The sequence below is a fragment of the Rossellomorea sp. ABR4_004 genome (assembly GCF_056159585.1).
On record NZ_JBSWVM010000001.1, the window covers coordinates 761102 to 775724 of the forward strand.

Sequence of the window (14623 nt, forward strand, 5' to 3'; positions counted from 1 at the left end):
GTGTAATAATGAATACGGTGAACGATCTCATTATTCATCTTTCATCCTCCTCAATATTCACGACTTCTAAATCACTTAGAGACAATAGTAACTGGATAATTTCCATCTGGTTCTTTTGTGGAAGGTCATCGAATTTGATCACTTATTCTTCTCCTCAGCTTCCATATTTTCAATAATTCTAGGAATTGAAGTTCTTGCAAAAAACGCTGCCATTTCTTTCATCGTTTCTTTGCTTATTCTTGGTGGTGTTACGTTTTCTTTAAGTTTTTCCCCCATTTATGTCACCATCCAAATGTTAGTAAGTTATCGAGTTCCTAACTGGTGAATCTTCTTGATTACAATTGCAAGCATCTTCGATAAAAAAAATATCTGCAAAATTTACTCCTAATCCATCTGATATTTGCTTAGCAATCTTTCCACTACAGAACCTTTCTTCATTTACTATTTGGCTTAAGTAAGGATTAGAAATCTTTATGTGTTCAGCGAAAGATCTTTGTGAATGGCCGTTCTGTAAAATCAATTTCCGTAACTCGTGTGGATCTTTCAATTTAACTTTCAATGATGTTGAAACCTCCTTTCAATCCGTTGCTTGCAATTGTTATCTTGCTTCTGTAATCAATTTACCACCACTAATTTACAAATGCAAGCATAATTTTATAATTTTTTGTTCATAATGCTAACAATAGTTAATTCATTACGTTATAATGTTTTCAGTGAGGTGAGAATTTAGTGAGTAGTATAGAAGTATTTGATGAAAAGAAGTTTGGAGAAAAGTTAAAAGAACTGAGACAGAACAAAGGATTGAAGATTAGAGAACTTGAATCTCTATCTAGTGTTTCCAATGCATACTTATCTCAATTAGAAAACGGCAAACGAGGTAAACCATCTCCAGAGATTATTAAGAAGTTAGCTCCGCATCTTGGTGTTACATATACAGAATTGATGAGAATGGCTGGTTATATTACAGAAGATATTAACGATGAAGCTTTAGAGTTATTGAAATTAGAGGATATAGAAGAAGTATTTAAATATGCATTTGAACAATTTTTCAACGGTATATCTGATAATGGAGAAGTAATCAAGGCATTCAGAGATTCATTTCTAGGCAATGTATCTGGAATGGATTCAAATTTACAAGAGTATTTTAGCGAAGAAAATATGAAAAAGAGAAGTTTTTGGGAAGAGTTATTTAACAACTTAACTTTTCAAGAAAAATTAGAGTTTCTTTTACTGTTAAAAAAAGATGTAAATATTAGTTCAATTTATCAACCTCAAAATGAAAATTTTTATAAAGCTGAAAGCAAAGAAAATTATTATACAAAGAATGATGTTGAACTAACTGAGAGCAGTGTAAGAGTACCTATATTAGGTTATATTGCAGCTGGTCAACCTATATTTGCAGATGAACATATTATTGATTATGAAGAGGTACCAGGAGAATTTAATAAAGATCATTTTATGTTAATCGTCAAAGGTGACTCAATGAGAGGGAGCCGAATATATCCTGGAGATAAGGTATTAGTAAAGATGCAACCTGAAGTGGAAAACGGTGAAATTGCTGTTATCAATGTGAATGGCGAAGATGCCACTCTCAAAAAAGTAAAGAAATATGAAGATGGGTCAGTATGGCTTGTTTCTACAAACGAAAAATACGCACCTATCCCTTTCAAAAAAACTTCAAGAATTATAGGTAAAGTAGTAAAAGTTATTTTTGAACCTTAGAGTGGTTTTTATTTTCTTTCAAGTTTTCGCTTTTTGCGATTAATTTAATCATCTTATGTAAGGTGTTTGTTGAAAGGTTTTTCATAGTGTTTATCCCCCATTTTATGTTTTGTAAGGTGGTGATAAGGTTGTATACGGTCGGTCGGTGTAAAATCCGTGACTGGCGACTACAGTTCGATATGACCCAAAGTGACTTAGCAAACAAATCAGGTGTTGATCGTTCTAACATCTCAAAATATGAGCAAGAAGTGAGTAGGCCTGATTTGAAAAATCTAAAAAATATAGCTGCTGTTTTTGGGTGTTACATGGAAGATCTGTATGAGTGGAAAAAAGACCACTAATAAGTCTGCCAGAGGATAGGACGGGAAGATTTCTTTGCACCGTCCCGACCGCCAAGTGCATGTTCGCAACAAATACGAACGTGTTTTTAATTATAAACTTGCTATACCCTTTTATCTACCGCTTTTTTACATAAAAGTAACAATTAACACAAACTAGGGAGGTTTTATCATGACTGTAGGAATTTATATAAGAGTAAGTACACAAGAGCAAGCTAAAGAAGGATATTCAATCGCTGCACAAAGAGAAAGACTGACTGCATACTGCGCCGCCCAGGGGTGGACTGAATACAAGTTCTATGTGGATGAAGGGATATCAGCTAAGAATACCGACCGCCCACAATTACAATTACTCCTGGACCATGTGAAGGCCGGAACGATTGCAACGATTCTGGTATATAGACTAGACCGGTTTACTCGATCAGTTATGGACCTTTATACCCTTCTCGACTTTTTAGATAAGCACCAGTGTGCCTTTAAATCTGCAACAGAGCTCTATGACACCTCTAATGCTATGGGTAGGATGTTTATAGGTTTGGTTGCCTTACTGGCTCAATGGGAGCGTGAGAATCTCTCTGAGCGTGTCAAAATGGCACTTGAAGAGAAAGTATCCGATGGAGAGCGCGTTGGTAATGTACCATTTGGTTTCGATTTATCTGAAGATGAAAAACTGGTAAAGAATGAACAATCTCCAATCGTATTAGAAATGATTGATTTATTGAAATCAGGTATGTCAGCAAAAAGAATAGCTGATCATTTGAACCTTCGTTACGATCACCGAAGATGGCATGCTCAAGGGGTCCTTCGAATTTTCAGAAATCCAGCTATTTACGGTGCAACCCGATGGAATGATAAGGTGTTTGAAGATACTCATGAGGGATTGATATCTAAACAGGAGTTTAATAAGATTCAAGACATTCTTGCCGATCGTACTGTTCACCACCGCCGGGAAGTGAAGAATACTTATTTATTTCAAGGAATTTTGGCATGCCCGGAGTGTGACCGGCCATTATCAGTCAATCGATATTTGAAAAAAAAGAAAGATGACACCTCCTATCAAAGTGCGCTGTATAAGTGCCAGGCATGTTGGAAGAAAGGTTTGAAGATGGTCTCCATTGGTGAGAACCGTGTATTAGATGCTCTTAAGGATTACATGAAGGATGTAGTAATTACGGATATAGAAGCACCACAAAGCAAAGACGATGAACGTGATGACCTTATTAAGCAGCAGCAAATTATCGAGAAGAAAAGAGAAAAGTTCCAGAAAGCATGGGCAAATGATTTAATTACTGATAATGAGTTTGAGGAACGTATGAAGGAAACGATGGAATCCTACAACTTTATTAAAGAGAAACTAAAAAAAATAAAAGCCCCTGTGTTGTTAGACACAAAGGCAATTCAAGACATAGTGTTCACTTTTAATCAGACTTTCTTTTTACTCACAAACGATGAAAAAAAAGAATTCATATCACGATTCATGAAAAAGATTGAATTCAACTTAATCCCTCAGCCTCCAAAAAGACCGGATAAACACCTTAAGGGTAAGGATTTGATCGTTATTTCTAATGTTTTGTTTTATTAGTATTTACGTCACGTTACCAGTTGGACCTGTGAATATGATGAGGCCATGAGAATACATAAGTAGAGCGAGTAATTTTTTTGCAGATGAAGGATACAGGGACATTTTATCGATTGGTATTTGATACTTTTTAGGGAGTATTCGAATGACGAGACTTTCTTTTAAATGAGTGGTTGGTAAGGTAGAAATTCTGAGTGATAGAGGTGTACTTCGAACGGTAAGACTGAAGGAGCCACTTTGAGGTTTTCGTTTTTCTCCAATGTCCATGGAAGCCATGAACTTTAAATGGGCTATTAATCGTTCTGCCTGATCCGAATCAATGGTCTGAAACGGTACTAATACCCCGAGCTTTCTAAACTGAATCAAGTAATCTTTCGTTCTCGGTATGACATGAACATCTGTCGCATCAACGCCGAAAGCTTCTCCAATCATTACTTCCGATAGGGATTCTACTGAGTGAAATATACATGTGCACCACCTTTCTGTTTTCTTAACTTAAGGTATACGACATTAACTTACAAAATCCTTCTTTTTCTTTTGAATTTTTCTCGCCACATACTCAAGGATAATTGAAATCATTTCTTCCACGACTAAACCCAACCCCAGTCATTCAGTCATTCAGTCATTCACACATTCCCCCCTCGCCCATATACATAAAAAGAATAAAAATCATAAAATCGAAAGTGGTGACAATATCCCATGAGTAAATACATGGATTACACCTCTCCGGAAGCTCAATTTTTTTTTGATGTTAATAAAAATCCCTTGTTTAAAAAAGACAATCAAAATTTAATCAATATCTTAGGGGTAAATCAGTTGAATACGTTGGATAACTCTTCCCTGCTTGATATCTATTTAAGTAAACATAATTTTGTGGAACCACACTACCATCAGAACGCAGCTGAACTGGTTTATTGCATTTCTGGTGGAGCTGTTGTTTCCATGCTCAATCCATATACTAAGGAAGTCTTGAATTTCCGTGTTTCACCTGGACAGGTGGCAAATGTTCCACAAGGCTGGTGGCATTATGAAGAAGCAACGAAAGATCAAACTCACCTTTTAGCCATATTTAATGCATCTACCCCTGAGGTGATATTGGGCTCTGACATCTTAAAATTCACCCCTTCAAGCGTCATGGCTTACAATTATTGTATGGATGAATCCGAGTGGATCAAAACGACAGAAAAAGTGAAACCAAGTACTTACATCGGTCCTGGCTGCTTAGAACCAGAAAGGCATGTACCTCAACGACAATCCCATTTCGCCTATTCCCCTTACCATTATCAATATCAGCCAAACCCTTGTTATTATCGTCAGTGCATTCCAAAAACCTTTTAAAAACCTGGAGGAACTTTTTTAAAATACGAATGAATAGAATGGCAAAATACAACCATACTATATTTTGTAAAGACGACAATGGGCTATAGCCAAGCGGTAAGGCATCGCACTTTGACTGCGACATGCGTTGGTTCGAATCCAGCTAGCCCAGTTAGAAAAGCGGAGGCGGCTCGTTCAGGCCCGACAAGCATAAGGCGAAGCTGCTGAAAAGGCGGCTTTTTGCCTTTTTGGCAGCTTTGACTTATGACCTCGAGGGGCTAGCCGCCGGAGCTGGACAATCTAAAAGCGGAGGCGGCTTGTTCAGGCCCGACAAGCACAACTGGGAAATCCCAAAAGGCGTTCTTTGCCTTATGGGATTTCTCAGTTGTGACCTCGAGGGACTAGCCGCCGGAGCTGGACAATCTAAAAGCGGAGGCGGCTCGTTCAGCCCCACTTCTACATTGAAAACGGCAGGCACTTTGTGAAAAGTGCCTGCCGTTTTCAATCAAACCTTTTTTATTATTACATTCAGCTGCTTTTCTTCAACGATCTGTTCTTGTTCGCAAGGCTTTGTAAACCCTCTGGATTGTATCCGACCACCAGCTTTTTACCGTCTGTTAATAAAGGCCTGCGAAGAAGTTTTGGCTCATCAATAATTAATTTGATCACTTCTGATAGAGGTAAATCGTTCACATCTTTGCCTAAGTCTTTGAAGGTTTGGCTTCTTGTAGCCAATATTTCATCAAGTCCATCGGTGGTGAGAGATAGTAGCTCCATTAGCTCTCTATGGGTAGGTGTCTCTCTGAATAGATGTCTTTCATCAAAATCAACGGAATGGGCAGTTAGCCATTTTTTGGCTTTTCGGCAAGAGGTACAGCTTGGATAAGTAAAAAATGTCAGGTTATTCACTTTCATGACCTCCTTAAATTTGAGCTTGCATGTTTACGATATATTAAACATATTGTACATCAGTTGTATAACATTTGTATAGTAATATCCCTTGGAGATTTGTGAACTTTTTATAAACAATGAATGAAGCAAGCTATAATAGGCTTTCCCTTCATATCCATTCTTTTTCGTGAGGCTTATAATAGAGTTATTAACTACAATATTGAGGTGTTTTATTAATGGATATGACACTGAAGGTTACAAGCGTACTTTCAGACCCGACCCGGTATTCCATTTATTTGTACATTAATGAGAGAAAACATGAGCTTTCAGTTCAAGACATCGCCGAGACGTTTCATATTCATCCGAATGTTGCCCGTCTACACCTATCAAAGCTTGAGGAAATTGGAGTGTTGCAATCAGAATATGTTAAGACCGGCAAAGGTGGCAGGCCAGGCAAACGATATATTCCATCTGCAGAACTCGTCCAGTTATCATTTCCTCCTCGAGACTTCCGTTTACTTAGCGACCTCACCATTGCCTCACTAGCCAAGCTGGGAGAAGAAGGTTTTAGGGTTCTGGTGGAGACAGGATATGAGTACGGTAAAAGTTTGGTGGACCACTACCTTGAAAGCCGTAACCTATCCTTAGTTGGGTTAACTCATGCTGAAAAGCTGCATGTATTATCAGAAATCGCCAAATCGATCGGCTTTACTTTAGATGAGGCAATCAGTGATTCAGATCAAATCAAGTTCCACTATGATCATTGCCCTTTTTTTGAGAATGCTCAGCTGGAACCGGTGTTCATATGTGGTTTACACAATGCATTATTAAAAGGAATGTTTGAAACTCTATACTCAGTGGAAGAATTTAAACAAGAAGAAAATATGATAAATGACTGTTCCACGTGTAGATATCACGTAATCGTCACAAACTAAAAGCAAACGGATATTTACTTTTATGGTAGTATTCATTTATAATATTGAATGATGGACTTAGGGTGCAAAGGAGGGTTACATATGGATCGTATGTTTAGAGTTCTTGGATTTTGGACTGGTATTTTTGCTGTAATGTTCTATCTTGGTGATATGACCACGACATCATTAATCTTTTTAGGCCAAACAGGATTCTTCATTATGCTTAGCTATTTAAAACTGTCCGAACGTATGTATATTTACATTTTTGGTGCTTACTTAACAGTGTTCTTTGCTGGATTTACCTATTGGACGACCTTTATGATGACTCCGGGTGCAGGAGGACACTAAAAAAATTCCCTTTAGCTTATGGCTAAAGGGAATTTTTTTTTGAATTAAAATCCATTTAAAAATGGATTGGAATCCATCTCTCCTTCGATCGATGTTTCCGGTCCGTGACCAGGTAGGACCGTCGTGGCCTCAGGCAGCGATAACAACTTTTCATGAATGCTCGCCAAGAGCTCTTTATGATTTCCTCCAGGTAAATCGGATCGCCCGATACTACCCATAAATAACGTATCTCCTGCTAATACGATTCCACTTTCTTGTACATAATAAGAAATACTACCTGGTGAATGACCAGGCGTTTCAAATAGTTCTAGCTGAAAATCGCCAATGGTCAGTTGTTTTTCATTTGTTAATATGTAATCAGCAGGCTTAAGTCGGATCAGATCACCCATCATGAATAATTGAGATCCGTTTAGAGCAGGATCCAGTAACCACTTAGCTTCTTTCTCGTGAATATATACTGGTATGCTATAGTTGTCGCGAACTTGATCAACTGCTCCAATATGGTCAAAATGGGCATGAGTAAGGAGAATGGCTAACGGGGTTAACGAATGATTCTCTAACCACTGAATCAGCTTCTCCCCTTCTCCACCCGGATCCACGATCAGGCATTCATTTTTTGTGTTCCATAGAATATAGCAGTTGGTTTGTAAGGGACCTAAAGGAATTTGTTTCCACTGCAACGTTATCCACCTCCAAATGTGATACTATTATTGTAGCAGAACTTATCACATCATAAAAACATGGTGGCAAGAGCGCCATAGAAGTGTCAAATTTTTGACCTCGACAAACAGAGGAAAAAAATATAAAATGTTAATGAGTGCATTTATGTACATATGGTGGTAGTAAAACGCATCTTAATGAAAGGGGTCATATAAATGGGCTTTGTAATTATTACAGCATTGGTTACATTATTAGCTTTGTTTGCGGTAGTAAGCACTTTCAAAAACAAGAACGCTATGGGAATTCTTTTCTCCCTGGCAACATTAGGTGTTTTTGGTTGGTTTACAATTATGACTGTCCTTCACTCTGGTTACCCAGGTGGGCATTAATTAAACAAATGAATCATCATAAAAAAGCCATCCGTTTCATAACGGACGGCTTTTTTACTTTGGCTCTATTAGTAAACATTCGGTTTTATAAATAAGATCTGCAAGCGCTCTGTCAAACAGTGTGTGCTAAATGGTGAGGGGAACCGCTCCGCTTTCCGCGGACGTTCGGCCGAGCCTCCTCAGCTTCGCTTCCGGGGTCTCGGCACGCCCGTACTTCCGCAGGAGTCTACGCAGTTCCCCTCACCATTTATAAGTAATCTTCGTGACAGAGCGGGACAAAAAATCTATAGAAAATAAAAATAGTTTCTAGTACAAGAGGAAACCACTAAAAAACTTTCTACAATAGGAGCTTTTTTGTGAATGTCTATCCATCATTATAAAGTTAAAATATAGTAGCTCAGAGTGGATTGTAGCGGAAGGCACTTGACTCCTGCGGGAGATAGAGGAAAGGTCGAGACCCCACAGGGCAAAGCCCGAGGAGGCTCGACTTCCTCCCCGCGGAAAGCAAGTGCCTGAAGCGGAAAGGAACGGTCCATGTTTTCACACTACCACTGATGATAAATAAATTATTAGTTATGTAGGCACTAAAAAGTACCCTATAGACCTTTACAATGGGTACGTTATAATGGAAATATATTTAGCCGATCAGGATAATAGCCAGTGTAGCAGTCCATCCTATATGGAAATAATCGTTCTGGAACGGAGGTTTACCCGTGAAAAAATATAATATACCTGTGGAGGCCTCCTTAGAAGTCATCGGGGGCAAGTGGAAAGTTGTGATTCTCTGTCATTTGATTAAAAGCAAACGACGAACAAGTGAATTGAAGAAACTAATGCCTGGAATCACTCAGAAAATGCTGACGCAGCAGCTAAGAGAGCTCGAAGCAGATGGAGTCATCAATAGAATTATTTACAATCAAGTTCCCCCAAAAGTAGAATACGAATTAACTGAGTATGGATGGTCGTTAAAAGGACCTTTAGATATGTTATGTGAATGGGGAGAACAGCATATTGAGAAAACCTATTCTGACAAAAGCGAAGTATTGGTGGATAGTGAGGAAGCATAGTCCAGGAAACTAATGGGGTGAGTATCTATAAGATACTCACCCCTTGTTAGTTGCTTATTGTTCGAGTCGACGCTGTACAGAAGATAGCTTTCCTTCCAATGTCGTCTCCTTATCACGGCGATCATCAATTCGAATATTTGTTGCTACCCGTTTGATCCCCTGTTGGAAAGGAGATTCATGAATGTCTTGTATGACCTGAAACAAAACAGGAAGATCCCCCTCGATGATGGTATTCATCGGAGTTAGTTGAAAACGGATTTTCCCTTTTTCCTCATATTCTTTAAGTATTCTATGTAAGTCCGCTACATAGGAACTTACACTTGGTGATTCCGTACCGATTGGAATGACTGTAACATCAACGATTGCCATTATAAATCTGCCCCTTCTTTCAGTAGTTGAATGATGGTTGGGTTTGTCATATCGATTACTTTCTCAAGTTGATTTCCATATAAACAATAATTCCCATTTGGTGAACACTGAATAGGTTCCAAAGGAAGATCTTCAAAAAGAACACTGTCTTTTCCTGAAACCGTGTCCCATTTTTCTAATGAGAATGTACCAGAGTAAGTATCAAAGGAACCTGGTTCATTTGCCACGAAAGTAATCAACTGCCCCTTCCCTTCTATCATATCATAATGAGGAATTAACCAATCAGAATAACGACTTAACAGATCTACTGTAAATTCTGACTGAATCTCACCATTTGAAGTAATGAATTGATACGAAAAAGGACCTTCTTCTTCACGAGGAAAGATAGATAAAAGAGAATTGTTAAATTGATTGAAGTGGACGCTTGTATCCACGATCATTTCCTTCCCGCCACCCTGAATATTCTGGGATATGAGTGGAGCCTCAATGCTTATTTCTTCCGTATTCCAATCTTGAAAAAGAATGGAAGATTTCGATTGCCATTGCACAAATGGCTGCTCTACTTCAATAGGGTCCATTGTTCCCTCTTCTACATCAATATGAAAGACTTGAAAGCTCCAATCTTCGCTGAAGCTAGTCATAAGCAATGCATTGTCATCAAACTTGTTCCAGGAATGAGTCAGTTCGTAGGATGGGATGTCTTCTTGAAATAGCACCTCTCCTGCTCTGTCTATAATCGTCACCCGGGCTGAATAAGACGCTGGTGCAGAGTGGATGAGTATTTTATTCTTATCGGGTGAAATGCTTGCACTCACAAATGACGAAGGAATATCATAGATCTTCTTAGTGCTTCCATCATAGAGATTATATATATATAAAGAGGATAGATCACCATCATTTTGTACGGATAGAATCTCTGAATCTGAAAGCCAGCCTATGTTTTCTACAAAACTGTCTTGAGCAAGAATTCCTGAAACAACTTCCTTGTTTTCAGTCTTCTCTTTCTCGGGGGAAGAAGTTTGAGTTTGTTCGGATTGACAAGCTGACAGCCATAGTATACTTAATAGCAATAACAGCAAAACACTTACCTTTTTCTTATTCAAAATCCTTCTCCCTCCCTCAATTTACTCCATGATAATTAGTACGTTTCAAAGCAGAAAATGTTTCAAAATTATTAAAAAAACATTACAAAAATTCAAAAAAGTGATGACCAGATGTTCACTCACACACCATTTGGGTCACCACGATCGGTTATTCTTTAAATAGGATGATGATTTATTTTACTCCTGATTTTCACTTTCTACAATAGTTATTTATGGAACCTGTCAAAAGATTTTTCGAGTCATTTTTTGTATGAAGTCGAAATTCATACAGTGTTGTCGGGGCTGAACAAGCCACCTGAACTTTTGTTTCATCCAGCTCCGGCGGCTAGCCCCTCGAGGACATAAGTCAAACCTGCCAAGAAGGCAAAGAACGCCTCCCCGGCAGGTTCGTCTTATGCTTGTCGGGGCTGATCGAGCCGCCTGCGCTTTTGTTTCGTCCAGCTCCGGCGGCTAGCCCCTCGAGGTCATAAGCTAAATTGGCCAAGAAGGCAAAGGACGCCTTCCTGGCCAATTCATCTTATGCTTGTCGGGGCTGAACAAGTCGCCTGCGCTTTTGTTAGTACCAGCGGTAGATGGATACGAGGAAGATTCCGAGCATGTCTTGGTAAATTTCGTTGAATTGAGAGAGGGGAAGAGGATTTATTCCTTTTCCTAGCTCTATCGTAAACCCTGCTTGCTTGAATTCTTTAATGAACCAATCCTTGTAACCCGCGTAACTATCAATATATCTGACAGATTCATATCCGCTTACTCTGTTAAAATCTTCTGCAAGCTTCGAAGCTTCCGGCGGCTCTAAACCCTCATAGCCCCAATAGAATTCCTTCCCTTGAGTGTGGAGGGCAAGCAGCCGGTCGAACTTTTCCTGTCTGGCCAGTTTTGCCATAGCAACTGTTTCAGGTTCTGAGAGAGGCTTATATCCTGGGAAATCTCTCGGAGCAGGAGCTTTTTCTTCCTTTCTTTCTTTTTCAAGCTCCCACTTGGCAGGGAATTGGTTATTCAGGTCTACTCCTCTTATATTTGCCTTCCAGCCTGTAAAGTCGGAACTTCCCCGGTTGATTTCGATCAACTCTTTTCGTTTGTCTTTCGGCGGACCATTCAAGACGAGATCCACTCCATCCGGATTAACCATAGGTACAAACGATATGGTCACGACTTCATATAGAGGGAGGGTTTGAATTCCTCTCATGAGATTTCCATTCGTTAACGATATTAAATAGTCATTGATGAACGTCATTAAGATGGAAGTGGTAATCCATTCATTTGCATGAAAAGAAGCATCTATGTGAACCTTTTTCATTCCAGTTCCGACTCTCATTTCAATGAGATCTTTTCCAAGGACACTTTCGCCGACCGAGTTTAACTTAATGAACGGATAGATTTCTTTTAATTTTTTTACATCTTCTTCGAATGTTTCGGAGCTATAGGCTTGTTTCCCATTGACTACCGGATATACCACTCTTGATGGCAGAAAAATGCTTGACCCTATTTGTAAACGGTTAGGATTAACTCCTTCGTTCAGCAGGAGTAAGGAATCCACTCCAATATTCCACTGTTCGGCAAGCGTCCAAAAGGAATCGCCTCTTTTAATTGTATGGCTTTCTTTTTTGAATCCAGGAAGTTCTATCTCTGTACCAATCTTCAATCCATTCGGATCAACAGAGGGGTTCGAATCAATGATTAATTGGATTGGAATATAAAACAACTGGCTATAGTACCAAAGAGAATCGCCACTACGAACTTTCACTTTCATGAAGGAACCTCCCTATACATACGTCTTTATTTACATGTATGAATGGTTCTATAATTCATGACAAAAAAAGCTTGCGAATCTCTTCGCAAGCTCTTCCTTACTTATTCATCATCTTCTTCATTTTCACCATAAAAGCGAAGGAGGTCTCCATTAATGATCTTATCGGAGTATTCCAGCTCCTCATTTACACGCTCTTTGTAAGGCTCACAGTATTTCATATCCGTTGTTTCTTCGGATTCTTTATTCCAGCACTTTTCACCTGCAAAAACATAGTCTTCTGTGATGAATCGACCGTCACGCAGAATGGCCAGATCTTCATGCTGACTGGAGAATATATCAGACCCAAACTGGATATCTTCCTTGGTATCGATTCCTAACAGATGCATAATCGTTGGTTTTAAGTCGATTTGCCCGGAAACCTTAGAAATGGTCTTCCCTTCCTGTCCAGGAACATGGATGATTAAAGGAACCTCTTGAAGCTGTGTACTTACAACTGGTGTAACTTCCTTGCCAAGATATTGACTCATGGCCTTATTATGATTTTCGGAAATGCCGTAGTGATCTCCGTACATCACGATAACAGAGTTCTCATATAAACCTGACTCCTTTAAGTCTGTAATGAAGTTCTTTACAGCTTCATCCATGTAACGGACAGTTTGGAAATAACGATTGACCGTACCGTCATTGGATGTGTAAGGATCGATAAGCTTATCTTCTTCATCTAATGTGAAGGGATAGTGGTTCGTCAGTGTGATCATCTTCGTACTGAAAGGTTGAGGCATCTCTTTCATATGCTCAACTGATTGCTCAAAGAACGGAATATCCTTCATACCCCAGTTAACAGAATTCTCTTCCGTTACCTCATAGTCAGGTAAAGAATAGAAACGTTCGTATCCTAGGGAATCATACATAATGTCACGATTCCAGAAGCTTTTATTGTTAGCATGCATAGCGGTTGTATAGTATCCATTTTCACCTAGCTTTTCAGTCATGGATTCAAACTCATTTCCTGAATGAGTGAAGAATACTGCTCCCCTGTTCAATGGGTAAAGAGAATTATCGAGTAAAAACTCTGAGTCTGACGTTTTCCCTTGCTGAGTTTGATGGTAGAAATTATCGAAGTAATAGCTTTCTCCAATAAAGTCATTCAGAAAAGGTGTAATTTCCTGACCGTTCATTTCGCTGTTAATGACAAAATTCTGTAGTGATTCAAGTGATACCATGATCAAGTTCTTATCCTTTGCTACACCAAACATTTCTTTATCAGGTTCGATATAACTTGCGCGAACATAATTATCAATATCCGCTAATTCACTGCCGTCTGCCATTGCTCGTTGAGCGGAAGACTTTGATTGTAAGAAAATATCATACACATGGTAATTATACGTTCCAATATTCTTTACTAACATTTCACGATCGAACGTTCTTGTCAGCAGCTGTGGTCGTTCCGATTCTGCCAAGCCAAGGTTAAAGAAAACAAGGGCCGTGGCAACCAGGAAATACGCACGTCGATTGGCTCTGCTATAGTTTTGCAGAGAGAACCATGTTGGTTTTAACTTGATGATCAGAATTAACACAATGACATCTGTAAAATAGAACAAATCCTTCCAGCTCATAATTGCGCTGGCACTTGTACCTAAATCAGAGAAATTGCTTGTTTGAAACAGGACTGGGAGTGTCAAAAAGTCATCAAAGAATCGATAGAAAACAACGTTTCCGTAAAGGATAAACGAAAGGACGAAGCTTGCAGCGATAATATAGCGGGTGCGAGACTTATCCTTCTTAAGAAGTAATCCTACTCCGAAGATAAATAGTAAGAAACTTAGTGGATTGATGAAGAGTATAAGTTCTTGGAGTGTATTTTCTATCTTTATATCAAAACTAGTTTTATAGACAATGTACGTTTTAACCCAAAGGAGCAATGCAGCGATGATAATAAGAGAAGCCTTTGGTGTCTTTTTTAATTTCATTTAATCAACCTCCTTGCTACAAACGGTTCATTCGTATGTAACAAATTCATGTAATATTTGTAATGGTAAAATCAGGTAAAATCAGACGTGCAACCTTGACCTATCTTAATACTTTTTTTACAAAACGTCAAACTCCATTTCACATTGATCATGTACAATAAATATTTAAGTCTTATTCTCTTACCCATACTATTAGACGATTGAAA

The 14623-nt window shown here is 38.8% G+C and carries 17 protein-coding genes and 1 tRNA gene; 9 read left to right on the forward strand and 9 right to left on the reverse strand.

Annotated features, from left to right (window positions below):
• Nucleotides 1-138: 138 nt before the first annotated feature.
• Complete coding sequence (locus ACXAF2_RS04230) at nucleotides 139-276, reverse strand: hypothetical protein (RefSeq protein ID WP_475137514.1); 138 nt, start codon at nucleotides 274-276, stop codon at nucleotides 139-141.
• A 19-nt stretch (nucleotides 277-295) separates the two neighbouring features.
• On the reverse strand, nucleotides 296-559 hold the full coding sequence (locus ACXAF2_RS04235; RefSeq protein WP_475137515.1) for a helix-turn-helix transcriptional regulator: 264 nt from the start codon (nucleotides 557-559) through the stop codon (nucleotides 296-298).
• A gap of 170 nt (nucleotides 560-729) precedes the next feature.
• Between ACXAF2_RS04235 and ACXAF2_RS04240 the strand changes: the two genes are divergently transcribed.
• The 3 genes from ACXAF2_RS04240 (at nucleotide 730) to ACXAF2_RS04250 (ending at nucleotide 3642) form a co-directional block, all read left to right on the forward strand.
• On the forward strand, nucleotides 730-1722 hold the full coding sequence (locus ACXAF2_RS04240; RefSeq protein ID WP_475137516.1) for a helix-turn-helix domain-containing protein: 993 nt from the start codon (nucleotides 730-732) through the stop codon (nucleotides 1720-1722).
• Between the two features lie 104 nt (nucleotides 1723-1826).
• Entirely contained in the window at nucleotides 1827-2063 is a 237-nt protein-coding gene (locus ACXAF2_RS04245) for a helix-turn-helix domain-containing protein (protein WP_138777822.1), read from the forward strand.
• A gap of 169 nt (nucleotides 2064-2232) precedes the next feature.
• Nucleotides 2233-3642: a recombinase family protein gene (locus ACXAF2_RS04250; protein ID WP_475137517.1), complete on the forward strand. Its 1410-nt coding sequence runs from the start codon at nucleotides 2233-2235 to the stop codon at nucleotides 3640-3642.
• 3 nt (nucleotides 3643-3645) lie between these two features.
• Here the strand turns inward: ACXAF2_RS04250 and ACXAF2_RS04255 are convergent, their stop codons facing one another.
• On the reverse strand, nucleotides 3646-4104 hold the full coding sequence (locus tag ACXAF2_RS04255) for an ATPase, T2SS/T4P/T4SS family (protein WP_475139096.1): 459 nt from the start codon (nucleotides 4102-4104) through the stop codon (nucleotides 3646-3648).
• A 234-nt stretch (nucleotides 4105-4338) separates the two neighbouring features.
• Here ACXAF2_RS04255 and ACXAF2_RS04260 point away from each other — a divergent pair, with 234 nt between their 5' ends.
• Together ACXAF2_RS04260 and ACXAF2_RS04265 are read left to right on the forward strand one after the other, a co-directional pair.
• Entirely contained in the window at nucleotides 4339-4977 is a 639-nt protein-coding gene (locus ACXAF2_RS04260; RefSeq protein ID WP_475137518.1) for a cupin domain-containing protein, read from the forward strand.
• Nucleotides 4978-5056: 79 nt separating this feature from the next.
• Nucleotides 5057-5128: transfer RNA gene (locus ACXAF2_RS04265), tRNA-Gln, on the forward strand.
• 356 nt (nucleotides 5129-5484) lie between these two features.
• On the opposite strand, the gene ACXAF2_RS04270 is transcribed toward ACXAF2_RS04265, so the two are convergent.
• Nucleotides 5485-5865, reverse strand: a complete 381-nt coding sequence (locus ACXAF2_RS04270) for a Spx/MgsR family RNA polymerase-binding regulatory protein (protein WP_475137519.1) — start codon at nucleotides 5863-5865, stop codon at nucleotides 5485-5487.
• A gap of 218 nt (nucleotides 5866-6083) precedes the next feature.
• Here ACXAF2_RS04270 and ACXAF2_RS04275 point away from each other — a divergent pair, with 218 nt between their 5' ends.
• A complete protein-coding gene (locus ACXAF2_RS04275; protein WP_475137520.1) occupies nucleotides 6084-6782 on the forward strand; it encodes a helix-turn-helix transcriptional regulator in 699 nt (232 codons plus the stop codon).
• A gap of 81 nt (nucleotides 6783-6863) precedes the next feature.
• The gene (locus tag ACXAF2_RS04280; RefSeq protein ID WP_113970494.1) at nucleotides 6864-7109 is read left to right on the forward strand and encodes a DUF2626 domain-containing protein; all 246 of its coding nucleotides are present in this window, start codon (nucleotides 6864-6866) and stop codon (nucleotides 7107-7109) included.
• Between the two features lie 44 nt (nucleotides 7110-7153).
• On the opposite strand, the gene ACXAF2_RS04285 is transcribed toward ACXAF2_RS04280, so the two are convergent.
• Complete coding sequence (locus ACXAF2_RS04285; protein ID WP_475137521.1) at nucleotides 7154-7789, reverse strand: MBL fold metallo-hydrolase; 636 nt, start codon at nucleotides 7787-7789, stop codon at nucleotides 7154-7156.
• A gap of 195 nt (nucleotides 7790-7984) precedes the next feature.
• On the opposite strand from ACXAF2_RS04285, the gene ACXAF2_RS04290 reads away from it, so the two are divergent.
• Nucleotides 7985-8158: a DUF2759 domain-containing protein gene (locus ACXAF2_RS04290; protein WP_397553398.1), complete on the forward strand. Its 174-nt coding sequence runs from the start codon at nucleotides 7985-7987 to the stop codon at nucleotides 8156-8158.
• 713 nt (nucleotides 8159-8871) lie between these two features.
• Complete coding sequence (locus ACXAF2_RS04295; RefSeq protein WP_475137522.1) at nucleotides 8872-9225, forward strand: winged helix-turn-helix transcriptional regulator; 354 nt, start codon at nucleotides 8872-8874, stop codon at nucleotides 9223-9225.
• Nucleotides 9226-9279: 54 nt separating this feature from the next.
• On the opposite strand, the gene ACXAF2_RS04300 is transcribed toward ACXAF2_RS04295, so the two are convergent.
• The 4 genes from ACXAF2_RS04300 to ACXAF2_RS04315 form a co-directional block, all read right to left on the reverse strand.
• Complete coding sequence (locus ACXAF2_RS04300; RefSeq protein WP_475137523.1) at nucleotides 9280-9594, reverse strand: MTH1187 family thiamine-binding protein; 315 nt, start codon at nucleotides 9592-9594, stop codon at nucleotides 9280-9282.
• Nucleotides 9594-10697: a YqgU-like beta propeller domain-containing protein gene (locus ACXAF2_RS04305; RefSeq protein ID WP_475137524.1), complete on the reverse strand. Its 1104-nt coding sequence runs from the start codon at nucleotides 10695-10697 to the stop codon at nucleotides 9594-9596. Before ACXAF2_RS04305 ends, ACXAF2_RS04300 begins: the two co-directional genes overlap by 1 nt.
• A 556-nt stretch (nucleotides 10698-11253) precedes the next feature.
• Nucleotides 11254-12447 carry a M14 family metallopeptidase gene (locus ACXAF2_RS04310; protein ID WP_475137525.1) on the reverse strand — a complete coding sequence of 398 codons (1194 nt, stop codon included), beginning with the start codon at nucleotides 12445-12447 and terminating at the stop codon, nucleotides 11254-11256.
• A 101-nt stretch (nucleotides 12448-12548) separates the two neighbouring features.
• Nucleotides 12549-14417: an LTA synthase family protein gene (locus tag ACXAF2_RS04315; RefSeq protein ID WP_148995717.1), complete on the reverse strand. Its 1869-nt coding sequence runs from the start codon at nucleotides 14415-14417 to the stop codon at nucleotides 12549-12551.
• Between the last annotated feature and the right edge of the window lie 206 nt (nucleotides 14418-14623).